Origin of the sequence: Asticcacaulis endophyticus (assembly GCF_014652575.1) — a bacterium.
GTDB classification, from domain to species: domain Bacteria; phylum Pseudomonadota; class Alphaproteobacteria; order Caulobacterales; family Caulobacteraceae; genus Asticcacaulis; species Asticcacaulis endophyticus.
In genome coordinates, this window is sequence record NZ_BMZB01000002.1 from 306,516 (window position 1) to 329,463 (window position 22,948).

Annotated in this window: 26 protein-coding genes; 14 read left to right on the forward strand and 12 right to left on the reverse strand. The window is 56.6% G+C overall.

Features of this window, described 5'->3' with window-relative positions; genetic code table 11:
- Positions 1-38 precede the first annotated feature (38 nt).
- Positions 39-527: a hypothetical protein gene (locus IE102_RS09805; protein ID WP_189486313.1), complete on the reverse strand. Its 489-nt coding sequence runs from the start codon at positions 525-527 to the stop codon at positions 39-41.
- A 340-nt stretch (positions 528-867) separates the two neighbouring features.
- On the opposite strand from IE102_RS09805, the gene fliQ reads away from it, so the two are divergent.
- From fliQ to cckA, 5 genes are all read left to right on the forward strand, one after another.
- Positions 868-1,131 (forward strand): flagellar biosynthesis protein FliQ, encoded by a 264-nt coding sequence (gene fliQ, locus IE102_RS09810; RefSeq protein ID WP_189486314.1) that lies wholly within the window; start codon positions 868-870, stop codon positions 1,129-1,131.
- Positions 1,131-1,943, forward strand: a complete 813-nt coding sequence (gene fliR, locus IE102_RS09815) for a flagellar biosynthetic protein FliR (RefSeq protein WP_189486315.1) — start codon at positions 1,131-1,133, stop codon at positions 1,941-1,943. Before fliQ ends, fliR begins: the two co-directional genes overlap by 1 nt.
- A gap of 3 nt (positions 1,944-1,946) precedes the next feature.
- Positions 1,947-3,020 (forward strand): flagellar biosynthesis protein FlhB, encoded by a 1,074-nt coding sequence (flhB, locus tag IE102_RS09820; protein ID WP_189486316.1) that lies wholly within the window; start codon positions 1,947-1,949, stop codon positions 3,018-3,020.
- 9 nt (positions 3,021-3,029) lie between these two features.
- Positions 3,030-3,527 (forward strand): hypothetical protein, encoded by a 498-nt coding sequence (locus tag IE102_RS09825; RefSeq protein ID WP_189486317.1) that lies wholly within the window; start codon positions 3,030-3,032, stop codon positions 3,525-3,527.
- A gap of 249 nt (positions 3,528-3,776) precedes the next feature.
- Positions 3,777-5,942: a cell cycle histidine kinase CckA gene (gene cckA, locus IE102_RS09830; protein WP_229807683.1), complete on the forward strand. Its 2,166-nt coding sequence runs from the start codon at positions 3,777-3,779 to the stop codon at positions 5,940-5,942.
- 225 nt (positions 5,943-6,167) lie between these two features.
- Here the strand turns inward: cckA and IE102_RS09835 are convergent, their stop codons facing one another.
- Both IE102_RS09835 and rpmE read right to left on the reverse strand, forming a co-directional pair.
- The gene (locus tag IE102_RS09835) at positions 6,168-7,031 is read right to left on the reverse strand and encodes a heme-dependent oxidative N-demethylase family protein (protein WP_189486318.1); all 864 of its coding nucleotides are present in this window, start codon (positions 7,029-7,031) and stop codon (positions 6,168-6,170) included.
- Between the two features lie 265 nt (positions 7,032-7,296).
- Positions 7,297-7,521, reverse strand: a complete 225-nt coding sequence (rpmE, locus tag IE102_RS09840; RefSeq protein WP_189486319.1) for a 50S ribosomal protein L31 — start codon at positions 7,519-7,521, stop codon at positions 7,297-7,299.
- 152 nt (positions 7,522-7,673) lie between these two features.
- Here rpmE and IE102_RS09845 point away from each other — a divergent pair, with 152 nt between their 5' ends.
- The gene (locus tag IE102_RS09845) at positions 7,674-9,524 is read left to right on the forward strand and encodes an ABC transporter transmembrane domain-containing protein (RefSeq protein ID WP_189486320.1); all 1,851 of its coding nucleotides are present in this window, start codon (positions 7,674-7,676) and stop codon (positions 9,522-9,524) included.
- A gap of 186 nt (positions 9,525-9,710) precedes the next feature.
- On the opposite strand, the gene IE102_RS09850 is transcribed toward IE102_RS09845, so the two are convergent.
- The 3 genes from IE102_RS09850 to efp form a co-directional block, all read right to left on the reverse strand.
- Complete coding sequence (locus IE102_RS09850; protein WP_189486321.1) at positions 9,711-10,682, reverse strand: SMP-30/gluconolactonase/LRE family protein; 972 nt, start codon at positions 10,680-10,682, stop codon at positions 9,711-9,713.
- Positions 10,683-10,761: 79 nt separating this feature from the next.
- A complete protein-coding gene (locus IE102_RS09855) occupies positions 10,762-11,556 on the reverse strand; it encodes an inositol monophosphatase family protein (RefSeq protein WP_189486322.1) in 795 nt (264 codons plus the stop codon).
- Between the two features lie 145 nt (positions 11,557-11,701).
- On the reverse strand, positions 11,702-12,271 hold the full coding sequence (gene efp / locus IE102_RS09860) for an elongation factor P (protein ID WP_189486323.1): 570 nt from the start codon (positions 12,269-12,271) through the stop codon (positions 11,702-11,704).
- Positions 12,272-12,500: 229 nt separating this feature from the next.
- Here efp and IE102_RS09865 point away from each other — a divergent pair, with 229 nt between their 5' ends.
- Entirely contained in the window at positions 12,501-13,178 is a 678-nt protein-coding gene (locus tag IE102_RS09865) for a hypothetical protein (RefSeq protein ID WP_189486324.1), read from the forward strand.
- Between the two features lie 47 nt (positions 13,179-13,225).
- Here the strand turns inward: IE102_RS09865 and IE102_RS09870 are convergent, their stop codons facing one another.
- Together IE102_RS09870 and thiE are read right to left on the reverse strand one after the other, a co-directional pair.
- Positions 13,226-13,870 (reverse strand): hypothetical protein, encoded by a 645-nt coding sequence (locus tag IE102_RS09870; protein WP_189486325.1) that lies wholly within the window; start codon positions 13,868-13,870, stop codon positions 13,226-13,228.
- Between the two features lie 142 nt (positions 13,871-14,012).
- Positions 14,013-14,678, reverse strand: a complete 666-nt coding sequence (gene thiE / locus IE102_RS09875; protein WP_189486326.1) for a thiamine phosphate synthase — start codon at positions 14,676-14,678, stop codon at positions 14,013-14,015.
- A 242-nt stretch (positions 14,679-14,920) separates the two neighbouring features.
- Between thiE and IE102_RS09880 the strand changes: the two genes are divergently transcribed.
- From IE102_RS09880 to IE102_RS09895, 4 genes are all read left to right on the forward strand, one after another.
- Positions 14,921-15,106: a (2Fe-2S)-binding protein gene (locus tag IE102_RS09880; protein ID WP_189486327.1), complete on the forward strand. Its 186-nt coding sequence runs from the start codon at positions 14,921-14,923 to the stop codon at positions 15,104-15,106.
- 49 nt (positions 15,107-15,155) lie between these two features.
- Positions 15,156-15,644, forward strand: coding sequence for a bacterioferritin (bfr, locus tag IE102_RS09885; protein ID WP_189486328.1), 489 nt, complete (start codon positions 15,156-15,158; stop codon positions 15,642-15,644).
- 257 nt (positions 15,645-15,901) lie between these two features.
- A complete protein-coding gene (locus IE102_RS09890; protein ID WP_189486329.1) occupies positions 15,902-16,867 on the forward strand; it encodes a class I SAM-dependent methyltransferase in 966 nt (321 codons plus the stop codon).
- Between the two features lie 69 nt (positions 16,868-16,936).
- Positions 16,937-17,974 carry an alpha/beta hydrolase gene (locus tag IE102_RS09895; protein WP_229807684.1) on the forward strand — a complete coding sequence of 346 codons (1,038 nt, stop codon included), beginning with the start codon at positions 16,937-16,939 and terminating at the stop codon, positions 17,972-17,974.
- A gap of 264 nt (positions 17,975-18,238) precedes the next feature.
- On the opposite strand, the gene IE102_RS09900 is transcribed toward IE102_RS09895, so the two are convergent.
- Together IE102_RS09900 and IE102_RS09905 are read right to left on the reverse strand one after the other, a co-directional pair.
- Positions 18,239-18,826 (reverse strand): hypothetical protein, encoded by a 588-nt coding sequence (locus tag IE102_RS09900; protein WP_189486331.1) that lies wholly within the window; start codon positions 18,824-18,826, stop codon positions 18,239-18,241.
- Positions 18,827-18,959: 133 nt separating this feature from the next.
- Complete coding sequence (locus tag IE102_RS09905; protein ID WP_189486332.1) at positions 18,960-19,322, reverse strand: endonuclease domain-containing protein; 363 nt, start codon at positions 19,320-19,322, stop codon at positions 18,960-18,962.
- Positions 19,323-19,483: 161 nt separating this feature from the next.
- On the opposite strand from IE102_RS09905, the gene IE102_RS17980 reads away from it, so the two are divergent.
- Positions 19,484-19,606, forward strand: a complete 123-nt coding sequence (locus tag IE102_RS17980; RefSeq protein WP_268247474.1) for a hypothetical protein — start codon at positions 19,484-19,486, stop codon at positions 19,604-19,606.
- Here IE102_RS17980 and IE102_RS09910 read toward each other — a convergent pair.
- Positions 19,590-20,132, reverse strand: coding sequence for a hypothetical protein (locus IE102_RS09910; RefSeq protein ID WP_189486333.1), 543 nt, complete (start codon positions 20,130-20,132; stop codon positions 19,590-19,592). The genes IE102_RS17980 and IE102_RS09910 overlap by 17 nt on opposite strands.
- 103 nt (positions 20,133-20,235) lie before the next feature.
- The gene (locus IE102_RS09915) at positions 20,236-21,102 is read right to left on the reverse strand and encodes a GGDEF domain-containing protein (RefSeq protein ID WP_189486334.1); all 867 of its coding nucleotides are present in this window, start codon (positions 21,100-21,102) and stop codon (positions 20,236-20,238) included.
- 243 nt (positions 21,103-21,345) lie between these two features.
- On the opposite strand from IE102_RS09915, the gene purE reads away from it, so the two are divergent.
- Together purE and IE102_RS09925 are read left to right on the forward strand one after the other, a co-directional pair.
- Entirely contained in the window at positions 21,346-21,837 is a 492-nt protein-coding gene (gene purE / locus IE102_RS09920) for a 5-(carboxyamino)imidazole ribonucleotide mutase (protein ID WP_189486335.1), read from the forward strand.
- Positions 21,837-22,922 (forward strand): 5-(carboxyamino)imidazole ribonucleotide synthase, encoded by a 1,086-nt coding sequence (locus IE102_RS09925; RefSeq protein ID WP_189486336.1) that lies wholly within the window; start codon positions 21,837-21,839, stop codon positions 22,920-22,922. Before purE ends, IE102_RS09925 begins: the two co-directional genes overlap by 1 nt.
- Positions 22,923-22,948 lie beyond the last annotated feature (26 nt).

The window sequence follows — 22,948 nt, forward strand, 5'->3', positions numbered from 1 at the left end:
CAGGCCATGAGATGTGGTGGTGGGGGCTAATGATGGTATTACCTGCATCCCGGTTTAGGCGTGGCGCCTGTTCCGTCAGGGAGACGTTCAACGGGCCATTGTTTTTCTAAGCGAGTGATCATCTTATCAGCAAATTGTTCAGTTTCAGTGTGGTTTTTACCCCCTGCGAAACCTATCGCTATCTGATAGCCCGGAAGGCTAATATTGCTGGCAGTAAGGCCTAACTCGTTTTTTCCGTGTACCTCAAAATGTACCGGAGGCGAGCCGTCGGCGCGCTTTGCATATTTAGAGTCTATAATTTTCAAATCGCGCCGCACGTCTTCGCTGTAATCTTGAAATTTCATGTTCTCGTCAGAAGCTATAAGCTTAAGTTCCTCCTTTAACTGGTATATCCCTTCTTTATTCTGTGCGCAAAGATGCGTGGTTATAGACGGGTCTTCAATCCCTTCGCTGCAGCCTTGCAAGGGTAGAAAAATGAGAGTTGCCGCAAAGAGGCTTTTGATAATCTTGCTTGATAAATAGCCCATTGTCCGCACCCCGCACTGCGCAAATTCTGTTCCATTACATTAACCTGAGATTTGTTTTGGCTGTCAATCACCTGCGCTGACGCTGTAATTTTAGAAGCTAATATCTTGAGGCTCATGGCGCAGAACCTGGCATAGATAAGGCTACTAATCACCAAGGCCAAACTCCCGAATAAGCTGATCTGAATCGCAAATACAAGCTTCAGGTTTTTCGTCGCGTAGGCTTTGAGAATCGCGCTAACCTTTAATGTGAAATTAACCCTCCGGGGTGCATTTTCTGCCCGGTGACCCGGCATCTTATGCCGGCCCACGGGTATATATTAAGATTTAGGATGAGCGTTTCATGACCGGTGGCGAAGTTTTGGATGTAGGCCGCGATGCGATCTGGCTGACGATTCAGCTCTGTGCGCCGGTGTTGCTGGTCGGCCTCGTCGTCGGTGTGGTCATCGGTCTGTTTCAGGCCTTGACCCAGATTCAGGAAGCCACCCTGATCTATGCCCCTAAGATTATCGCCATCTTCGCAACCCTGCTTTTGGTTCTACCGTTTATGGGCAGCCTGTTGTCGACCTTCATGCGTGAGATTGCGGCCCGTATTGCCGGTATGTGATGGCTTTACCTCTCACCCCCGCTGATGTGCAGACCGCGACCGAAGTCGTGTCGTTTTTCGGCCCGTCGCAGCAGGTGTGGGCGGCGGGGCTGATTTTCCTGCGCATCGGGGCGGTGGTCATGCTGCTGCCAGGACTGGGCGATCAGGCGGTGCCGCCGCGGATGCGGCTTGGGTTTTCGCTGATGTTTTCCCTGATGATGCTGCCGATTCTGGGGCCGCAGATACCGCCCTTGCCGGCCAGCGTCGGTGAAGCCGGCGGTCTGATTATCTTAGAAATGCTGATCGGACTGATGATGGGCTCGCTAATCCGGGTATTTATCGCCGCTCTGGCTATAGCCGGGGAAATCCTGTCGTTAAGCACGACCCTGTCGTTTTCCCAGACCGCCAACCCGATGCAGGCCCAGCCGGGCACAAGCCTTGCGACCTTTCTGGCGCTGCTGGGGCTGGTGCTGATCTATGCCACCGGCCTGCACCACCTGTTCATCGAAGGGATTGTTGATTCCTATCAGATTTTCACGCCGGGTAAGGCCCTGATGATCGGGGATGCGGTCACCCTGATGATCCGCACCGTCTCGCAGACCTTTATGGTGGCGATTCAAATTTCCGCCCCCGTCATTGCCTTTAGCCTGATCTTTAACATCGCCACCGGCTTTGTCGGGCGCATCATGCCGCAGTTTCCGATTTTCTTTGCCTCATCGCCGCTTAGCGTGCTGTTGGGGTTGAGCGTCTTTGCCATAGGTCTGGGGGTGTCAGGGACTGTGTTCCTTGAGCATTACCGCGACTTTTTGGCCACCTTCATCAGGCGTGGCTAAGCCATGGCCGAGGGTAATGACGAAGATAAAACAGAAGAAGCCTCGGCCAAGAAACTGGACGACGCGCGAAAACGGGGTGAGGTTGCCAAGACCCCGGACCTGCCGCAGGTGTTCGCTCTGATCGGCACCTGCGCGATCATTGCCATGTACGGCGAATCGATCTGCCGCAGCCTGATTGAGAGTCTGTTGCCGTTTGTGGCCATGCCACACGCCCTGGTCAGAAACCTCGATAATGGCGGTGGGGTTGAGATTGCCCGCCATATTATCCTGATGGTCCTGCCGGTCGTGGCGCTGGTGATGGCCGGGGCGTTCGTGCTGGGGGTCGCGGGCAACCTGCTGCAAACCGGCCTTCTGTTTTCGACCGAAAGCTTAAAGCCGAGCTTTGAAAAGCTGGACCCGATCAAGGGGCTTAACCGGCTGTTTGGCATTGATGCCCTGGTGCAGTTTCTGAAGACCTTCGTCAAGGTGTTGGTCACCGGCTGGATATGCTGGGTGGTGCTTAAGCCCCGTCTGATGGATATTCCGATGCTGGCCGGCGGGTCGCCGGTGCTGATTTTTCCCTATGTGCGCGATGCCCTGATCGTCATGACTATGGCGGTCTGTATCTTTTTGTTTGTCGGCGCGGGGCTTGATTTCCTGTGGCAAAAGTTCCGCTTTGCGCAAAAGATGAAGATGTCGCGCACCGAACAGAAAGATGAATATAAACAGGCCGAAGGCGACCCGCACGTTAAGGCCCGCCTGCGTCAGATCCGCATGGAAAAGGGCCGTCAGCGCATGATGGCCAATGTCATGACAGCCACTGTGGTCGTGACCAACCCGACCCACTACGCTGTGGCTTTACGCTATGATGCCGAAGACACGCCCGCCCCCATGTGCGTGGCTAAGGGCGTTGACGCGGTCGCCCTGCGCATCCGGGAAGAGGCGGCCAAGCATGATATCATGATCGTCGAAGACCCGCCGCTGGCGCGCGCGCTCTATGCGGCGGTCGATCTGGATGAGATCATCCCCGAAGAACACTTTGTGGCGGTGGCCAAGCTGATCGGCTTCGTTATGGCGCGTAAGAAGCGCGGTTTCTAAGGAGTATATGTGAAATACTTTACCTTTGAATTGGCAACCGGTGACAGCGATCTGGATTGGGACGAAGTGATTCAATCCTACAACCGTTCGCTTGAAAGCTTTGGTCAGGCGAGTTCAGTATGGCAGTTTGCAACGTCTATTAGTCTGAATGACGCCTATATCGACCGCGTTATTTACAATCCGGATAGTAAGGAATTGAAGCTTTTGCTTCTGACGGGTGACCTACAGGTGGGGTATTGGCGCACTGAGTTCGTGTATTCCGGCGCAAGGATTTTGAACCTGCCAGTTCTTCAACTGGCCTTGACGCAGCGGCCTACCGAGATTTGGTACGATGAATTTACGCAGGAAAATGACCGGTCAAGTCATAGTTTTCTACTCGCGCCGAAGGAAATGCGAGGCGCGGTAGCGCAGGAATTTCGCATTGAATTTGATCAGTTTGACTATAGCCAAAAGCCTCAGAAGCTACGCCGTCTGGCGACACCTCATGATGTTTCTGAATGGACTTAAGCTCTGTTTCCAAACCTTCAGGTTTGGCAAGGGTGCCGAGTTAAGTCGTTTAGCCGCCATAGCTTATGCGACGAGCCTCGCGGCACCTGAGCGCATTATTAAACTAAAATTATCCATAGTTCCCTGCCCATAAACACTTCGTTCAATCTTGACGGGCCAGATGAGTTGAAATTCGCTATCATGGCTTTGTGATTCGCAAGTATCGCCCCTGCGATGCCGCTCGCATCACGTCCCTTAAGGGAGACCTAAGTGTCCGCAACCTCAAACCCTGCCGTAACGCCCGCGCCCGCCTTTGATCTTAAGGTGCTAACGTCGCGGGTCACGGAACGGGGCAGCCTGTGGACAATGGCCTGGGTAGGCGTGGTGGTGCTGACGGCCTCCGCCGCGTTCTGGATGGTGTCAGGCACATTGCCCTTTGGCATAGTGCTGGCGGCGGTATTGGTGGCGATAGCAGGAGTGATCGGCATGGGTTTATTTGCATTTTTCGGCGATGACGAGGCGTCAGGCACCGGTTTGAGTGCGGCCCATCTGGTCGAGGCCCTGACGGAGGCCGCCGCCGTCGCTGCCCTTGATGGGCGCGTGCTGGCCGCCAATAAGGGCTGGCGGGCCATTGGCGGATCTGATCGGCGTCTGCCGCAAGGAGCCGCCGCCCCAGCCATGTTCGTGGCCATGAAAGACGCCCGCGCCAAGGGGCTGGGCCGCGCTACGGTGCGTATTGGTGACGATGATTTTGACGTAACTGCTGCGCGCCTGACGGACGATCAGGTGCTGGTGCGCGCCGTGCCGGTGGTGGTTCCCGACCTGGCCATCTATGCCGCACCTGCGCAGGGTGACCTGTCCAGCGAAACCTTTTTAAACGATGCGCCAGATGCTGTCGAAGCCGGTCATGACGCCGGTAACGGGGCGTTTGATTCGTTTGCACGCGGGGCACCCTTCGGCAAGGCCTTGCTCAGCGGCGACAACCTGATGATGGCTACGGTGGTCGGCGTCAATGCGGCCTTTGCCAGACTGTTGAAAGCCTCAGCCGATGATCTGACCGGGCGCGGTTTCGGTGACCTTTTGACGCCGTCGTCGCGCGCCGAGACTGAAAGCCGCCTCATTAGCGGCAAGAGCGGGCGCTTTGATATTCATTTGGCGGCCAATCCTGATCTTCCGGTGCAGATGCTGATCTCCGAAGATGCGACCGGTTTCATGGTCTATCTGTTTGATGTCTCTGAACAAAAGGAACTGGAGCAAAGCCTCGCTCAGGTGCAGAAGATGCAGGCGATCGGGCAATTCGCTGGCGGTGTGGCTCACGACCTGAATAACCTCCTGACCGGCCTGAAACTGCGCATTGATGAGTTGCTCTATAACCATCCGCTTGGCGATCCGTCCTATGATGGCCTGAAAGAGATCCGCCAGATCGGCACCCGCGCTGAGGATCTGGTCTCTAAACTGCTGGCCTTTGCCCGTAAAAAGACCGTCAAGCGGGTCACCCTCAATATCGGTGAACTGGTCTCTGAGTTCGAGGTCTTCCTGCGCCGCCTGATGCGCGAAGACGTCAAGCTTGAGACCGACTACGGTCGGGACCTGCCCAATATCCATGCCGACAAGAGCCAGATGGAAATGGCGGTCATGAACCTAGTGGTCAATGCCCGCGATGCCGTCCATGCCTCCGGCGGCGGCAAGGTGCGCATCAAAACCGCGGTTTTGACTCAAGGTGAGGCCGCCGCACTCGGCTGGGCGGAAGCCCCAGAACAGGGGGCCGCCCTGATCGAAGTGTCCGATAATGGCCCCGGCATCCCGCCTGACATCATGGCCAAGGTGTTCGAGCCGTTCTTTACCACCAAGCCGCAAGGCGAAGGCACAGGCCTTGGCCTTGCCACCGTTTACGGTATCGTCAATCAGGCCGACGGCCATATCACCATCACTTCGGTCGTTGCCCCTGAGCCCAACCACGGGGCAATCTTTCGCATCTTCCTGCCGGTTAAGATCGAGGTCGCCGTGCCCGAATCTGCGCCGGTCGCCCCGCCGGTGGTGGCCAAGGTCACGCCCAAGGACATGTCCGGCGCGGGCCGCATCCTGTTTGTCGAGGACGAAGACATCGTGCGCGGCATCGCGGCGCGTCTGCTGCGCCAACGCGGCTATGAGGTGCTGGAGGCCGCTGACGGCGAAGAGGCGCTGGAGATCATTGAGGCCGAAAATGGCCGGTTCGACCTGCTGATCTCGGACGTGATCATGCCGGGCCTTGACGGGCCGTCCATGCTTAAGCGCGCGCGGCCACTGCTTGGGAATGTGCCGGTGATGTTTATCTCCGGCTATGCTGAGGCGGAGTTCTCGGACCTGCTGGATAATGAGGCCAATATTTCGTTCTTGCCCAAGCCGCTCGACATAAAAACGCTGGCGGAGCGGGTCAAAGAACAACTCGCCGCCTAGGAAAATCGCGGGGAAAATCGCGGTCTTTGGTCGATTAGGGCGTCAGCGTCGCTTGCGGGTATCAAACATACCCGCGTCGCTAGCTTCCTGCTACTCGCCTCAAATCTCACGATTTTCCGGCCAGTGGAATTAAGTAAGCAAGTGCTGCGTTTCTTATACCTCCCTGGCGTGCCGGGGAGGGGGACCGCACGAAATCGCGCAGCGATGAGATGTGGTGGTGGGGGCCTACATAATCTCCGACAGCCGCTGCAACAACCTGTCCTTCTCCACCGTCAAGCCCTTATAGTCCAGTTCTTCCGGCGATAGGGCCATGATCTGCGTAGCTATGGCGCGGGCAAGGCTGGCACCATCATCGCGGCGGGTGAGCGCCTCCAGTGGGTCGATATAGATGCGGATGGTGAACAGGATATCGCCGCTCACCGGCAGCTTACGCAGGGTCTGGCGCTCCAGCCGCAGATACATGCCGTCATCGAACCGACGCGGCGGCGACAGGTGCGGATGGTGCAATTCGTCATTGCTGTAGATCGACCAGTTCCAGCGCACGACCGGCTGATCGGGCGTAAGGTTATCGAAAATCCGGCTCATGATCGTCGAGTTGCGGGTGCCGCCTGAAAACCCTGGTACCGGCGCGTGAATAGCATCGAGCGCCTGACCGAACTTTTCGGGCAGACTCCATGATGACGCAAAACAGACGCACCCCGCTGTCAGTCGCCAACCATCGGCACCTTTGCGCATCAGCACCAGATCTTCCTGAACCAGACCTGCCGCAAGCAGCAGCGGCGGCAAAAACGGTGCATCCATCCGCACGCGCCGAAAGGCAGGCACAATATCAATCTGCGGCCCCAGACGGTGATAAATCTGCGGAAACCTTTGCGGCAAATGATCGGCCAGCAGATGCAGAACCTCAGTTTGTGCATCTTCCGTGCCTGCCTCAGCCACAAAGACCTCATGCGGCACCCGGTTCATGACCTGATCCTTGGCATCGAGATAGGCCAGCAGATGCGCGTCGGCATCAATCCAGTCGTGCAGATTTAGCGGCTTCAGGCCGATCTGGAACAGCTTCGATGAACCGTCATAGGGTGTGTGCATATATCTCCCTCTCCCCGCGTGCGGGGAGAGGGCGGGGTGAGGGGCACCTTAGCGAATTTTCCAGACATGTGAATCCGGTTTTGAGGGGAATGCCGGGTTAAGGTTTATCACTGACTTTTTATGTTTGTTCTCCGACTTATAAAAGTGCCCCTCACCCTAACCCTCTCCCCGCGGACGGGGAGAGGGAATAGACACAAAAAATCCGGCTCAAGTTGCCCTGAGCCGGATTTAAAGAACCAAAGTTTACGCAGCGGGGCGTCCCCGCCTACTTCTTGAGGAAGCCGCCGAACTTGTTGTTGAAGCGCGACACGCGGCCGGCGCGGTCAAGCAGGGTGTTGGCGCCGCCGGTCCAGGCTGGGTGAGTGCGCGGATCGATGTCGAGGTTCAGAACTGCGCCTTCTTTGCCGTAGGTGGAGCGCGTCTGATAGGTCGAGCCATCCGTCAGGGTGACGGTGATCCAGTGATAATCGGGGTGACCATCTTTTTTCATTTTAGGTTCCTTGATACGTCCGGCCAGCATGTTCGCGGACGCGCAAAAAGGGTTAAGCAGCCCAAGGACCATCCTTGCGCCGAAATCCAGATCGGGGTCATTACATCATGAGCCGTTGCGGTGCAAGCCATTCCTCTGTAAACAGCGCCGTCATGCAAGCTAGCTCATCTCCGTCCCCCGACACCGCCATAACTGACCGCCCCGGATCGGGCAGCGAACTGGTCTCGCAATTGTCGCAAGCCGCCAATGGCCGGGCCAAAACCCGGGACCTTAGCCCCTTGAAACGGCTGGTGCCCTACCTGTTGCGGCAAAAAGTCGATGCCGGGTTTGCGGTGTTGTTTCTGCTGCTATCGTCAGCCGCCACTTTGGGGCTCACCGGTGCGTCACGGCTGCTGATCGACAACGGCTTTGGCTCGGACAATGCGGCGGAGCTGAACCGCTGGTTTCTGGTGCTGGCAGGAGTGGCGATCATGCTGGCCATATCCACAGCGCTGCGGTACTATTATATCACCAAGCTGGGAGAGCGGGTCGTCGCTAATCTGCGTCAGGATGTGTTCGGGCATATCCTTGGGCTCGATCCCGGCTTCTTCCTGAAAATCCGTACCGGTGAGGTGGTGTCGCGCCTCACGACCGATCTTCAGATCATTGACACATTGGTATCCTCGGCCATTTCGATCGCGCTCAGGAACGCTTTGAGTTTCATCGGCGGGTTGACGCTGTTGATGTTCGTCAGCCCCAAACTGACCGGCCTGGTGCTGCTGATTTTCCCGTTCGTGCTGGTGCCGCTTTTCACCTTTGGGCGCAGTGTCGGGCGATTGACGCGCAAATCTCAGGACAGTTTCGCGCAGGCCGTAGGCTTTGCCGCAGAAACCCTTGATGCACTGGAAACCGTGCAGGCCTTTGTGCGCGAAGCCTTTGCCAAGACCAAATTTTCCGGGGCGGTCGATGAAGCCTATGCGACCTCCCAACAACGGATGCGGGCGCGGGCGATCATGACGGCGCTGGTGATCTCGCTCGTCTTTGGCGGGGTGGCGTTTGTGTTGTGGCTGGGGGCCAATGCGGTCATGGACGGCGATATGACCGAAGGCGCGTTGATCCAGTTCGTGATCCTGTCGGTGCTGGTGGCGGGGTCGGTTGGGTCGTTGTCGGAAACCTGGGGGGACGTGCAAAAAGCCGCCGGGGCCATGAGCCGGATCGATGAGCTTTTGAGTGCCGAACCGGGCATCAAGGCCCCCGCTCATCCGCTCGCTTTGCCGGTGCCGCCAATGGGCCATGTCCGGTTTGATAATATCGTCTTTGGCTATCCGTCGCGGCCCGATCTGCCGGTGCTGGATGGCTTTTCCCTGGAGGTCAGGCCGGGGGAAACCGTGGCGCTGGTGGGGCCATCGGGGGCCGGTAAATCGACGGTCTTTAAGCTGTTGCTGCGCTATTATGAGCCGGTCAGCGGCCATATTTTCATGGACGGCGTCGATATCGCACAAGCCGACCCCAAGGCGGTGCGTGAGCGCCTGTCGCTGGTGGCGCAGGATGCGTCGCTGTTTTCCGGCTCGGCCGCCGACAATATCCGCTTTGGCAATGCAGCCGCGACCGACGACGATATCCGGGCCGCCGCGTCCAGGGCGCAGGCCCTGACCTTTATCGACGCCCTGCCCGAAGGGTTCAATCAGCCCCTGGGTGAGCGCGCCAAATCGTTGTCCGGCGGTCAAAAACAGCGCCTGTCGATTGCGCGGGCTCTGGTACGTGATGCGCCGATCCTGCTGCTGGATGAGGCGACCAGCGCGCTCGATGCCGAGAATGAGCGGCTGGTGCAGGCAGCCCTCAATGAGGCCATGACGACACGTACCACGCTGGTGATCGCGCACCGCTTAGCGACCGTGCTCAAAGCCGACCGGATCGTGGTTATGGATGGCGGCAAGGTGGTTGAAATCGGCAGCCATGATGAGCTTGTGGCCCGCGGCGGGCTCTATGCGCGTTTGGCCGAATTGCAGTTTAACGCGGGGTAATAATTATACCTCCCCGGCGTGCCGGGGAGGGGGGCCGCACGAAGTTTGCGTAGCAAACGAGATGTGGTGGTGGGGGCTCTTTGCGGTTATCTACCTGATATTTATGAATAGCTTTTAGACTGGCGCTGCCCCCTCCGTCAGCTTCGCGTTGCTCGCTGCCACCTCCCCACTTCGTAGGGAGGAGAGTTACCCCCCAAACTTGTTCGTTGGTAAACCTATGTGACCGCGCAAGAGGGACGGGGGCACCTCGAACAGCGCACCCGCCACGGCCTTATCCGGCGCACCGTCAGGCAGGAATTGCGCCGCGGAACTGACATACAGGTGATCCAGCTTATCGCCGCCAAAGGTCAGGCTGGTGATCTGACTGGCAGGCAGCATAACCTGAAAATCAAGCTTTCCGTCCGGGAAAAAGCGGCTGATGCGGCCGCCGCCGTATTGGGCGATCCACACCCCGCCTTTAACATCGGTGGCCATGCCGTCTGGCCCGCCCCAGCCATCGGCTTCATGGGTTTTAAAATCCACAAACACCTGCTTGTTGGAAAGGCTGCCGTCCTCGGCCACATCAAAGACATAGACCACTTTGTCAAAGGATTCGACGTGCCACAGCCGCTTCAAATCGGGGCTAAACGTCGGGCCATTGGTACATAGGTACGGCCCGTCAACCTTGGTGGCTTTCAGGTCGGTATCGACGCGGTAAAAGGCGCCAACTTTTTCTTTCCATGGCAGGTGCATGGTGCCGGTCCACAGGCGGCCTTTGGCATCGACCTTACCGTCATTGAGGCGGGTATCGGTGCGGTCTTCGGGTTTGACCAGCAGGGTGAAGGCTGAGGTTGTCTCATCAAACGCATAAACCCCGTCGCTTAAGCCCGCGATCATGCCGCCCGATTTACGTTCAGCCAGATAACAGACGGGTTTCGGCGCATCCCACGTTTGCAGGGCTTTGGTTTTCAGGTTCAGCGCATAGATTTTCTGGGCGGCGATATTGACCCAGAAGATACGGCCGGTATCGGCTGACCATAGCGGGCCTTCGCCGAGCAGGTCGCCCGCGCCGCCCAGTATGCGGATGCCGCTATCAGCCAGGGCGGTAATCGGGGCCGCACATACGGCAGCCCCCATTCCGAAAGCCATTTTCAGGCCCAATCGACGTGTTATCATCATAGCGCTTCCCGTAGACATTTCTTTTTATGTTAGCGCTACATTGGCAAGCGCAACACGGAAAATGTCAAGCGGGATGCGCTTATGCGCCGATCTTCAGCTTATCCAGCAGTTGCGGATAGAGCTCTAAGTTGGTGGCCAGCAATTCACCGGTTTTCATCGGCGAGTCGTCGTTTTCAATCGAGGTGACCTTGCCGCCAGCTTCCGCCACCAGCAACAGACCTGCGGCCATGTCCCACGGCTTCAAACCGCGTTCCCAATAGCCGTCATATTGACCGGCAGCGACCATGGCCAGATCAAGTGAGCACGCCCCCATGCGGCGGATGCCGGCGGTGCGTTGCATGATCTGGTGCAGTTCTTTCAGGGCTTGGGTGTGACCAGCCTTACCGATGAACGGCAGGCCCGTGGCAATCACAGTTTCGTCCAGTTGCTTACGCGATGAGACGCGCAGGCGGCGGTCGTTATGATACGCGCCCTTGCCCTTTTCGGCCCAGTACAGGTCGTTGGTGATCGGGTTATAGGTAACGCCGGCGACGATCTCGCCACTGCGTTCTAACGCGACTGTACAGGCAAAATGCGGAATGCCGTGCATGAAATTTGTGGTGCCGTCGATCGGGTCAACAATCCAGGTATGGGACTTGTCGGTGCCTTCGATCATGCCCTGTTCTTCGCCGAGGAAGCCATAGCCGGGGCGCACGCGGGTCAGTTCTTCAAACAGGGCGGCTTCGACGCGTTTATCGGCAGCGGTGACGAAATCACCGGGGCCTTTGCGGGAAACCTGAAGCTCGGTGACTTCGCCGAAGTCGCGCGAAATACCTTTCAGCGACTTACGAACCGAGGCGACCATGACCTGGATGAGGGAGGATTGCAGGATCATGTGAAATTCCAAAACAATGCGCAGATACTCTGCGCTAAAACTTTAAAAGTCACATCAAAGCGAAGGGCCGCCCCTAGCTTTGATGTGACACTGTAAATCCACGAAAAATGTATTCGGCGCGCAGCGTCGAAACTTTTTCGTGAGGCTAGTCGGCTCTTTTCATATATTCGCCGTTCTCGGTGGCGACGACGATGCGCTCACCCACGCCCATGAACGGCGGGATCATGACGCGCATACCGTTGGAGGCCTTGGCGGGCTTGTAGGAAGATGACGCGGTCTGGCCCTTGATGGTCGGCTCGGTTTCCACGACCTCAAGGATCACGGTGTCAGGCAGGGTAATCGAGATCGGGCGCTCATCATGGAACTCAAGGATCACGACCATGCCGTCATGCAGGTACTGGATCTGGTCTTCGCCGACCCAATCCTTATGCAGGCTGATTTGTTCGTAGTTTTCCTGATCCATGAACACCAGCATGTCGCCGTCTTCAAACAGGTAGAGGTGATCTTTTTGCTCTAAGGTAACGCGATCGACCGTATCTTCGGAGCGCAGGCGCTCATTCAGCTTGGTGCCGGTGATCAGGTTCTTCAGCTCGACCTGAGCAAAGGCCCCGCCCTTGCCGGGCTTTACGTGCGCAGTCTTCACGACGGTCCACAGACCGCCCTGATATTCGAGAACCATACCGGGTTTGATGGTGTTCGCGTTAATTTTGGGCATGAGATACGACTTGTCAAAGAAAGAGCCGCGCACCACGCGCAGCCGAAAAAAGCTTGCGCGCGTTACTACGCGCAAAGGGCTGCAAAGGCAAGGGGGCGATCCTGTAGGTTCGCCTAAGCTGGGAAAGGGGCTGTTTAGGGATGTGCAATAGTTTAGCTTTAATGACGAAGTGAGTTGTGCGGCCTTCCTCCTCCCCACTGCGTAGGGAGGAGAAGATAAAGGGGTAAGTATGGGGCTTAAGGCGGGCCGTTTGATTGTTGGGGTTTTGGCGTTGGCCGCCTGTTCGCGCCAGCCTGAGCATGAGGAACTGGGGCCCGGCGCTGTGGCTGAACGCGCCATAAGCGACGCTGCCATGTCCGCCGGTGTGTCCGAGAACAATATCCTCAACTGCACCGTGCCGGTGTCCAAAGGCTTAAGCGCCAAAGCGATAACCGATATCTATCGCGGGCAGGCGCGGATCAATGTCATTCGCGGCCTTGAGGGTGAGGTGTCGCGCACCGTGGTGTTGTACCCCAAAATGCCGCAGCGGCGGGGTGAGGTCTGGTTCTGGGACGCCGCCATGACGCAGGTGTCGGATCTGTCTTTGGCTTCCACCGCGACAGACTGGGTGGGGCCCGGTGGTGTGCGGCTGGGGGCAACACTGAAAGACGTGGAGGCTGCCAATGGCAGGCCCTTTGTGCTGATGGGCTTTGGCTGGGAAGCGGGCGGGACGGTGGTGGATTTCAGGGGCGGTAAGCTGGCGCACCTTGACGGCTGTGCGCTAAAACTGCGCTTTGGTGTACCGGATAAGGCCGCCTTGCCGGAAGCCTTGCGCGGCGATCATCCTCTGCGCAGTGACGATAAAGCGTTTGCCGGTGCCGCGCCGGTGGTGTCAGAACTGCGCTTAACCTGGCCGCAGGAGCAATAAGCCGTTACGAGTTTAAAATTTGTAATCTTTGAAAACCTTGCAGAATTTTACTGCCTTTTGCCAGGCGGTAAACTATCTATGGCCGGATTACCTGTGAGAGTGATAAAAATTGGGGCCATATTTTTTAAATTTTCAACCTCACCCTTAGATACAAATACTGAGAATCTATAAAATTTACAATTTATGAATTCTATGTTTGTAAGGGCTATCGCATTATTTATGTTTGATGGTTTTACAACTATTATATCGCAATTTATAAAATGTGGAGCTATACTATTTGTATTCTGAAAGAAAAATATATTTGCTGGTCCAATAAGCTCACATTCAGTAAATTTTTTTCCTACAATTTTATTGTCTACTGGGTGAGCTAATTCCTGAATGTATATTCTTTTTTTGTGAAATTCTTTGTCCAATGGGTTAAACGAATCTGTATTATTTTCCCATTTCTTTTGCTTTTCTGCTCTTAATCGCCAAACTGAAACCTGAACAACTAGTGCGTAAAGGAAAAGAGCGCAGGCGATTCCGAAAAAGGTTGCTACAAGTACTCCATATGGACCGATTTGAACAATCCATGGCGTTTTTGATGCCATGTAATTAGATACCCATCCAGAAAGTCCAACTAAGCTAGCGCCAGTAATTAAGTTGAACCATGTTGCGGCTCGTTCAATTTTATTTGTGAAATTTTTGAGCATCGCGCATAAGTGGCATATGTTTAAGCGGTTGTGGAGTCGAAATATAAGACCATTTTTTTTTGAACTAGGCTTTGAGGCTATATTATTATGCTGAGAACACAGATGTTGTTAAGGTTAGTGAATAGTAGTTGCCGTAAACTCGCTATACCTTAATAGCCAGCGCCGCCGTCAGGGCCTTGATGCCGGCGACCGGGCCGTCTGGGTGGTTCCACACGGCGCCGGAGACGGCAATAAAGTCAGCCCCGGCGGCGTAGATTTCGGCGGCGGTGTCAGCGGTGATCCCGCCAATCGCGACGCACGGGATTTCCATGCTCTCCTGCCAGATGCTTAAGGTGTCGAGCTCGGCCATATGAATGACCTCTTTGGTCGAGGTCGGATAAAACGCGCCGAACGCCACATAGTCCGCGCTGTTTTCAGCCGCTTCCATCGCCAGGTGGCGGCTATTGTGGCAGGTGATGCCGATCATAGCCTCCGGCCCCAAAATCTGGCGGGCCTCTTTCAGCGACATATCGCTTTGGCCCAGATGCACGCCGTCCAGTTTCAATGATTTCACCAATGGCACGCGGTCGTTCATGATGACGGCCACGCCGTGCTGATGGGCAATCGGCGTGATAGCTTTCGAGGCCGCCACAATCTCATAGTCGGTGGCATCTTTCAGGCGGATTTGCAGGGCCGCTATGGGGGCGGCGTCTAGCACGGCCTCCAGATCGCGGGCAAAGGCGCTGAGGTCAGCGATCTTCGGCGGCGTGATCAGATAGATCTGACAAGGGGTTCGGGGCGGCGCTGATTTCGGGGCTTTTTGAGTCATAAGGTGTCCGATGACATATTTTTTAACGGGCGGCAAATCCATAAATTGCGATCTGTTGCCGCCTGTCCGGTAGCCCGTCGCCGCTAGGGGCGCGGTTAAAGGCTTAAAACCATTACGTTTTGCTACGCATTTGCATGAATCTTTGACACGCATTCTCAAAAACCTTGCGAATGCGTCTGGCTTAAGCTATATGAGACTTGTTCGCATAGTCATCCGCTCAAATACGGCTGTAAGGTTTACTCGTGTACGTTTGTAATTGTAACGCAATTCGCGAAAGAGATGCCAAATCTGCGATTTTATCGGGGGCCATTACCCCTAAAGCCGTTTTTGACCATTGCCAGACCCGCGCCCAGTGCGCCAAATGTGTCTGCGACATTCGTCAGATGATTGCTGAGCAGCAGTCGGTCATGGCGATCGCCGCAGAATAGGCGCGCAACGGTTTGCAGTGCCTTTGACATTTATGCGAAAGGTGCCGCTATGAAGGGCAATCCCGACATCATCAAATTGCTGAATAAGGTTCTGACCAACGAACTGACAGCGATCAATCAATACTTCCTCCATGCGCGGATGCTGGAAAACTGGGGTCTGTATCACCTCGGCCGGATCGTCTATCAGGAATCGATCGAAGAGATGAAGCATGCCGACATGCTCATCAAGCGGGTCTTTTTCCTTGAGGGCCTGCCGAACCTGCAAGACCTGAATAAGCTGCGCATCGGTGAGACGATCACCGAATGTCTTGAGGCCGATCTGTCGGTTGAGGTGCGCGGGCATCTCGATCTGGTGGCGGGCGTAAAATATTGCGAAGACCATGCCGATTACGTCAGCCGTGAACTGCTGAAGAAGATCCTGTCCGATACCGAGCATCACATCGACTGGCTGGAAACCCAACTCAGCCTGATCAAGATGATGGGCGAAGCGAACTACCTGCAAAGCGCGATGAAGGAAATCGAATCCGGCGAGGGCTGATTTCTACTCCTCCCTACAACGTGGGGAGGTGTCGAGGTTACGAGACGGAGGGGTATCTTAAGAAAGGTACCCCTCCGTCTTTTCGCTTTGCTTAAAGACACCTCCCCATGGAATGGGGAGGAGGGGTGCGCGCATAAGTAGCGAGAATTTATCAAAAATTTCGCGTTTTCATCTTTGACTTTTCGGTTCTGCCCCCTAACCTGTTGCCGTCAGCAAAAAGCTGTTGAAATAGGCGGAAAAGGTTTAATCTCACAAAGATGGTATCCTTAACCAAAAGAGACTTCATAGGCATAGGCATCGCCGGCGCGGTGCTGACGGGCTCGACCTTCGGCGTCTATGCGTGTGTCAACCGCAAAAAGATCCCGCCGCCGCAAGACGGTGAGCCGGTAGCTGCCAATGATGAGGGCACGCTGGAATGGGCCGTGAATGGGGGATGGCGCAATCCGCTCAACAAAGCCCGCGATCCGTTTCGTCATCCCGTTGAAACCCTTAAATTTTTTGGCGTAAAGGCCAGCGATACGATCATCGACGTCTGGCCCGGTGCGGGCTATATGACTGAGATTCTGGCCCCCTATCTGGCGCGCGGTAACGGCAAATATATCGCCGCCCTGTTTGAAAACAGCACGCCGGTTGAGGCGGACGCGGACACCTCTGATGAGGCCGCCTCGCAAACCGGCACTGTTAGCTCCAGTCAGGCCGTGGTGTCACTGGGCGAACAATACACTCAACACTTCGGCGAAAATAAAAAGCTGTTCGGCGAAATCGGCATCACCGAATTTGGCCCAAACAGCACGGCCTTGGCACCCGCAGGCACTGCCGATGTCGTGCTGTTTTTCCTGAATATACATGACTGGATGGCGGCGGGGATAGCGGAGAAGGCCTTTGCCGATGCGTTCGCGGCCCTCAAATCTGGCGGGACACTGGCGGTCGAGCAGCACCGCGCCGACATCGGCAACGTGCAGGACCCGGCGGCGACTTCCGGCTATGTGCAGGAACCGTTCGTCAAGCAACTGGCTACCGAAGTCGGTTTCACCTTTGTCGAAGCCTCTGAAATCAACGCCAATCCCAAAGATTCCAAGGATCACCCCTTTGGCGTGTGGACCTTGCCGCCTCAACGCTTGACAGCGAAGCGCGGAGAGCCTTCTAATCCGGACTTCGACGGGGCGCTCTATGAATCAATCGGAGAAAGCGACCGTATGACCCTGAAATTCAGGAAGCCTTAGACTACGGCCTCCGCAGACGAGATAATTTACGTGAGCCGCATAGCTGCCCTTTCGACCCAAGCGCCTTTGATGTCCATACCGGAGGCGATGTGCCCGCCGGGCGGGGCCGGGGAATGGTATCGCGGCGCCGGGGGGTTACGTTTACGGCTGGGGTATTGGGTGCCGACGGGCGGGGCGGCCGCCCAAGGTGAGCCACGCGGTACGGTTTTCATTAGTCCCGGTCGCGGCGAACCCATTGAAAAATATTATGAAACCGTGCGCGATATCCTGTCGCGCAATTTCTGCGTTGTCATCCATGACTGGCGCGGGCAGGGGCTGTCGGCGCGGCTGTTGCCGGAGCGTCTGAAATGCCATGCCCGCACGTCGGATGAGTTTCTGGATGATTTTCAGCGGCTGCTTGACGGGTTTGAAGACCGCGCCCCTAAGCCGTGGCTCATGGTCGGTCATTCGATGGGGGCCGCCCTCAATCTGGCGACCCTAATCAAGGGCGATGAGCGCATATCCGGCGCGCTGTTGTCGAATCCGATGCTGCGGGTCAAGACGGGCAAGCACACGCTTTGGTCAGTGACGTTTCAGTGCGACTGGAAAGTCAATCACGGTCAGGCGACCGAATATGTACCTGATTTATTTGATGATCCGTTCGAGCACACTTTTGAGAACGATGCCCTGACCCACGACCGCCGGCGCTATGATATCTGGCAGGAGCAATTGTTTGCCTGCCCGCATCTGGCGGTCGGGACCCCGACCTGGGGGTGGCTGGCCTTCTGTCTCAAGATCGGGGAGACCCTGCTTAAGGACAAGCTGAAACTGCTGAAAAAAGTTACGACGCCGATCACGGTCGTCTGCTCCGGCGAAGATAGCATCATCATGAAGGCCCCATCCAAGGCCTTTGCCAAGAAGCTGCCCAAAGGCAAGTATGTCGAAGTGGCCGGATCGGATCATGAAATCCTGATTGAAATTGATGATTTCCGCGATCAGTTTTTCAGTGAATTTGACGCGCTGGCCGACATCGCCGCCCCGCGTGACGGGACGATCGCCGATGAGCTTGAGGCGGAGTTCGACGGCCCGATCATCGCAAGGGGCACAGCAAGGGGTACGGCCCCTTGACCCGGAACTTGGAGTAGGCGGGACGGGACGCGCAATCTTCTCCTCCCTATCGCAGATGGGGAGGTGGCAGTCCGGCAGGACTGACGGAGGGGTACTGTCACTTATAAGAAAAGAGCCCCCACCACCCCTTTGCTGCGCAAAGCGGTCCCCCTCCCCAGTAAACTGGGGAGGTATAAACATGGCGGGATGTAATTCCTGTATACTCCCCCAACTTGTTGGGGGAGGTGGCGCGCCGAAGGCGTGACGGTGGGGGGCTCTTTGACGCTAACCGCTGCCGAAATCGGGGCGCTCCATCGTGCGCCAGTGCTGAACCGGAGCGTTCAGCTGGGCTTCGGTATCAATAAACCGGGCCAGCGGCGGCTCAGGTTTAGGAGGCGGAACCCAATCGGGGTTCAACCCGTTTGCCAGTTCATCCTCAAGCTCATCAGCAAAATGTTTCAAATCCTCATGCTGACGCAGGGCCTTGAGCGAGGATTTCAGGGCCGGAGTATAGCTTAGTTCAGGCGTAGGCGGTGCAATAGGCGCGGCAGCCTTGGCCTCACGGGCCTCGCGCTCAAGACGCAGACCGTTGATCTTGGCCGCCCATTCGGCGCGGCTTTTGGCGACATCGGCGGCAATCTCTGCGTCCGTGCGTGGTTTGGGGTTGGCCCGCTCGGTGCGTTCAGCCGTATCGACGCGGGCATAGAGCCGCTCGATCAGCAGGCCCGTGCGCAGACCGCGTTCAACCTCTGCCACGTCCTGCGGCGGGGCCAGGTCCTCAAGGTGATCCAGCATCCGGTCTGCAAACGCACGCAACCTCGCCCGCCGTTCTTCGGGCGTATAGCGTTCAGCCGTGTGCGTGCCGGATTCCATCCCCTAAGCATGGGCCAAACTGCTGGGGCGGGGATAAGTTCCTTTTCCCCTCCCTGTGCTTGCGCTCAAGCAGCGAAGCGGTAGCGCGCTAAACGCATGGGGAGGTGGCCCGCAGGGCCGGAGGGGGGGCAGCTCAGAGCTTAGCTACACGCTCCATAGCCAGCCGGTAAATCCCGTCAGCCATTTCATCGGCGTCTGTCATGATGTGAACGGCGGGGATACGATAGGTGTGAATGCCCTGATCTGCCAGCCATTGATCGCGTTTAATATCGCGGATTTTGTGGTCATCCAGAGTGTGGTGGGCACCATCAACTTCGATGGCGAGTTTGGCGGCGGAGCCATAAAAATCAAGCACATACGGGCCGATAGGGTGTTGTCGGCGGAACACCAAATTGCCCTCAGCTCGCGTACGAAGGCGGGCCCACAGCCGCACTTCCGGGGGCGACATTTCGCGCCGGAGCCTTTTGGCGAACTGGTGTTTTCGTGGGGATTTCATGGCCGAGAGCGTAGCGTTTGATGAACACAAGCGCTATCCCCCTCCGTCATCCCGCCTTTGGCGGTCTGCCACCTCCCCATCTTCGCCAACGCTCGATAGGGAGGAGGGAGTTTGGGCCTCACTTATTCGCCTCTTAAACAACGCTAAGATAGGATCAGGTGGTGATCGACGCCATCGTCAATGCCGTGCAGGATTCCGAGACTATTCTGTCCGGAACGACTGCTGTGAAGGTGTTTGCCGCCTGCGTATTGAGGCAGGAGTTATTACTTACCGACATGTATTGATGATTGTTAGAAATTCATCGCTTAGGTCTCGACGCACAAGATCAATCGGTGCTCCAGATGACGGATCAGTTATTCTCCATCCTGCACTTCCCGAGTCATGATCGAATAAAGGAATAGGATGGTCAGTTACAGTCGATTTTCTAATTTGATTTTTAGCAATCGGCATTCTCAGAAGCTCAAGCTTATCGTAAAAAGGGTTTAGCGGAGTTAGTTTGCCTCCAAATGTTAAAGGCTTTTTAGTTGGGCTCAGAATTTCGCGTTGAGTGCGTAGCCGTTCATACAGGGCAAATATCCATTGCTCCGCCAAACCACGAACTAATACACCTAGTGACATCGCCCTGAGCGCTTCTGGCGTTTTGTTTGGAAATGTAAGCAAAATTTTTAATTCATTCTCGAGTTGGCGAATGTGAATGTCCGTATGCCCTAGTGATTCAACTTCAAAAAATAAATTATGTCTATCTGAGGGGTGAGCCACAATTAGAATTGCGGCTGCGGTAATCCAGCTTATCTGTGTGGGCTGTCTCATTAAAACCCCTGAACTATTTATTCTTCGATCAACTAACAGCCATATCCAATCTGCTGTAATGTCAACGCTTGCAAACATTCCGGGTGCAGGGGCCGTGCCCCTGCTAGCGCGACGACTTTTTCATCAGGAACATAGCCGCATCCGCTTCGGACACCCAGGCTTCGGCGGTTTTCTGGCCTGAGAAGGCGCGCACCCCGAACGATCCGCCGACCTTGAGGAACAGGTTCTTGTGCGGGAAGGTGGCGATATTCAGTTCGGCCTCAAGCTTCATGGCCTTGACTTTGGCGGAGGCCAGATCGGCGTGGCGCAGCAGGATGGCGAATTCATCCCCACCCAGCCGGCCGATGCTGTCGCCTTCGCGGGTATTGGCCAGCAGCAGGTCAGCCACATGGATCAGGGCCTGATCGCCTGCCGCGTGGCCATAGGTGTCATTGATGAATTTAAAGCCATCCAGATCGAGAAAGACCAGACAGGCCTGCTGATCATAGCGGCGGCAGTCGGCCATGGCGCGGTGGACTTCGCGCAGGAAGGCGCGGCGGTTGAGGGTCGGGGTCAGAACGTCTGAGTCGGCCAGGTTTTCGGTCTGGGCGAGGCGTTCCTGCAATATCTTAACACCGGCCTTAAGGTCGCGGTTCTGGCGCGTCAGGGTCTCGATCAGGCGTTTGGCCTCATCCGGCCAATGTTCGCGGGAAGGGTTCTCGCGGTCACTTTTAACGGGTGCGGCGGCGGGCTTAGGCGCGGGTGGGGTGATCTTGACGGTGCTTGCGGGTGCCGCAGGCTTGGGCGCGTTGGAATTGGCGGCGGGCTGCGGGGTGATCTGCATTTCCTCGAAATAGGATTGCAGCAGGCTTTGCATCGAGGCCGTCGAGGCGAACACGCTTTGGGGTTCTGTCGGTGTTACCTCCGCAGAGCCTTGACCGGCGCTTAGATTTTCGTGCGCGGTTTTATAATGCGTGGGGTCTAAACCCATAGGTCGAAACTCTTATAGCCTGAGATGGGGAGGATATGCGGGCCCTGTGCCGACGTTTAGCCGGTGATTGCGGCAACTATACCGCATCGCAATGGAATTGGGACAAGATTCTTTGGTTAAGAGAACAGGTTTTTAAGGCCGGGGATAAGTCGGAGAATAGTCCCAAAATCAGCACTTGCTACGGGGGCGTTTCTCCCTATACTCCGCGCCTTTCCAAAAATGCCGTTAAGGACACCGCCGCACATGGCTACATCGCCGCAAGTCGCAATTATCATGGGGTCTCGCTCGGACTGGCCGGTCATGAAGCACGCGGCTGATATGCTGGACAAGCTGGCGGTCGCCTATGAGGCGAAAGTGGTGTCTGCGCACCGCACACCGGAGCGGATGGTGGACTTCGCCAAGGGCGCTAAAGCGGCAGGTTTCAAGGTGATTATCGCCGGTGCCGGGGGTGCGGCGCACTTGCCCGGTATGACGGCGTCGCTCACGCCGCTGCCGGTGCTTGGGGTGCCGGTGCCGGTGCGTGATGGCCTGAAAGGGATAGATTCGCTGCTGTCGATCGTGCAAATGCCAGGCGGAGTGCCGGTAGGGACTTTGGCGGTTGGTGAGGCAGGGGCGAAGAATGCGGGCCTGCTGGCGGCGCAGATTCTGGCGCTGAATGATGCGGATTTGGCGGCGCGGGTGGATGCCTTGCGTCAGGCGCAAACCGACGCCGTGCCTGAGAGTGTGGAAGATTAATGCGCCACGATAAATCACTGCCGCTTGGGGCGAAGATCGGTATTTTGGGTGATGGCCAACTGGGGCGAATGCTGTCTCAGGCGGCGTCACGGTTGGGGTTCAAGGTCGTGGTGTTTGGGCCTGACGCCGAATCACCGGCGGCCAGCGTATCGGCCCTGTCGAAAGTGGCGCGCTATACTGACCTTGAGGCGCTCGATAAATTTGCCGCCCAATGCGATGTGGTGACCTTTGAGTTCGAGAACATTCCGGTGGCGTCGTTAGAGCACCTGATTGCCGGTGGGGCGCGGGTCGCGCCCAATGCGCGCGCATTGGGCATCACGCAGGACCGCGTCAGTGAGAAAAGCTTTGCCCGTTCGGTCGGTATTCGCACGGTCGATTTCCATGAGGTGAACTCGCTTGATGACCTCAAGGCCGGTGTCGCGCGCCTGGGCGTGCCGTCGCTGCTGAAGACGCGCCGCGAAGGCTATGACGGCAAGGGCCAGGTGTGGATCAGAGATGTGGCCGATATTGACGCGGCCTACGCAAGCCTTGGCGGTCGGTCGGCGATTTTGGAAGCCAAAGCCGATTTCGTGCGCGAAGTCTCGGTGATCGCGGCGCGCGGCTTTGGGGGGGAGGTCAAGACCTATCCCATCGGTGAAAACCACCATGTCGGCGGGATTTTATCAACGACCTTGGCCCCGGCCTATGTGTCGGAATCTCTGCGCGCCAATGCGGTGGAGATCGCGACCCGCGTGCTGGAAGGTCTTGATTATGTGGGCGTTCTGGGCGTCGAATTGTTTGTGTTGAGTGATGACAGTCTTTTGCTTAATGAAATCGCCCCGCGGGTTCACAATACGGGCCACTGGACGCAGGATGGGTGTCTGTGTGATCAGTTTGAGCAGCATATCCGTGCCGTCGCCGGATGGCCGCTGGGGGACACCGAGGCCCGCTTTCAGGTTGAAATGACCAACCTTTTGGGGCCGGATGTGCTAGCGTGGGAAAGCTTATCCGCTGAGGCCGGGGCGCGGCTTTATGTCTATGGCAAGGATGAGCCGCGCGAGGGCCGCAAGATGGGCCACATCAACCGGATCAAGGGAAGAGTCTAGAAGAGCCCCCACCACCCCGACCGTTT

Bases quoted from the DNA above. Each gene is read 5' to 3' on its own strand.
- IE102_RS09870 (WP_189486325.1), bottom strand. From the start codon at position 13,870: ATGCTCAAAAATTTCACAAATAAAATTGAACGAGCCGCAACATGGTTC.
- flhB (WP_189486316.1), top strand. From the start codon at position 1,947: ATGGCCGAGGGTAATGACGAAGATAAAACAGAAGAAGCCTCGGCCAAG.
- purE (WP_189486335.1), top strand. From the start codon at position 21,346: ATGGCTACATCGCCGCAAGTCGCAATTATCATGGGGTCTCGCTCGGAC.
- IE102_RS09850 (WP_189486321.1), bottom strand. From the start codon at position 10,682: ATGATGATAACACGTCGATTGGGCCTGAAAATGGCTTTCGGAATGGGG.
- IE102_RS09910 (WP_189486333.1), bottom strand. From the start codon at position 20,132: ATGAGACAGCCCACACAGATAAGCTGGATTACCGCAGCCGCAATTCTA.
- thiE (WP_189486326.1), bottom strand. From the start codon at position 14,678: ATGACTCAAAAAGCCCCGAAATCAGCGCCGCCCCGAACCCCTTGTCAG.
- IE102_RS09835 (WP_189486318.1), bottom strand. From the start codon at position 7,031: ATGCACACACCCTATGACGGTTCATCGAAGCTGTTCCAGATCGGCCTG.
- IE102_RS09845 (WP_189486320.1), top strand. From the start codon at position 7,674: ATGCAAGCTAGCTCATCTCCGTCCCCCGACACCGCCATAACTGACCGC.
- IE102_RS09905 (WP_189486332.1), bottom strand. From the start codon at position 19,322: ATGAAATCCCCACGAAAACACCAGTTCGCCAAAAGGCTCCGGCGCGAA.
- IE102_RS09855 (WP_189486322.1), bottom strand. From the start codon at position 11,556: ATGATCCTGCAATCCTCCCTCATCCAGGTCATGGTCGCCTCGGTTCGT.
- rpmE (WP_189486319.1), bottom strand. From the start codon at position 7,521: ATGAAAAAAGATGGTCACCCCGATTATCACTGGATCACCGTCACCCTG.
- IE102_RS09915 (WP_189486334.1), bottom strand. From the start codon at position 21,102: ATGGGTTTAGACCCCACGCATTATAAAACCGCGCACGAAAATCTAAGC.
- fliQ (WP_189486314.1), top strand. From the start codon at position 868: ATGACCGGTGGCGAAGTTTTGGATGTAGGCCGCGATGCGATCTGGCTG.
- IE102_RS09895 (WP_229807684.1), top strand. From the start codon at position 16,937: ATGTCCATACCGGAGGCGATGTGCCCGCCGGGCGGGGCCGGGGAATGG.
- IE102_RS09890 (WP_189486329.1), top strand. From the start codon at position 15,902: ATGGTATCCTTAACCAAAAGAGACTTCATAGGCATAGGCATCGCCGGC.
- IE102_RS09900 (WP_189486331.1), bottom strand. From the start codon at position 18,826: ATGGAATCCGGCACGCACACGGCTGAACGCTATACGCCCGAAGAACGG.
- fliR (WP_189486315.1), top strand. From the start codon at position 1,131: ATGGCTTTACCTCTCACCCCCGCTGATGTGCAGACCGCGACCGAAGTC.
- IE102_RS09805 (WP_189486313.1), bottom strand. From the start codon at position 527: ATGGGCTATTTATCAAGCAAGATTATCAAAAGCCTCTTTGCGGCAACT.
- IE102_RS09865 (WP_189486324.1), top strand. From the start codon at position 12,501: ATGGGGCTTAAGGCGGGCCGTTTGATTGTTGGGGTTTTGGCGTTGGCC.
- bfr (WP_189486328.1), top strand. From the start codon at position 15,156: ATGAAGGGCAATCCCGACATCATCAAATTGCTGAATAAGGTTCTGACC.
- efp (WP_189486323.1), bottom strand. From the start codon at position 12,271: ATGCCCAAAATTAACGCGAACACCATCAAACCCGGTATGGTTCTCGAA.
- IE102_RS09925 (WP_189486336.1), top strand. From the start codon at position 21,837: ATGCGCCACGATAAATCACTGCCGCTTGGGGCGAAGATCGGTATTTTG.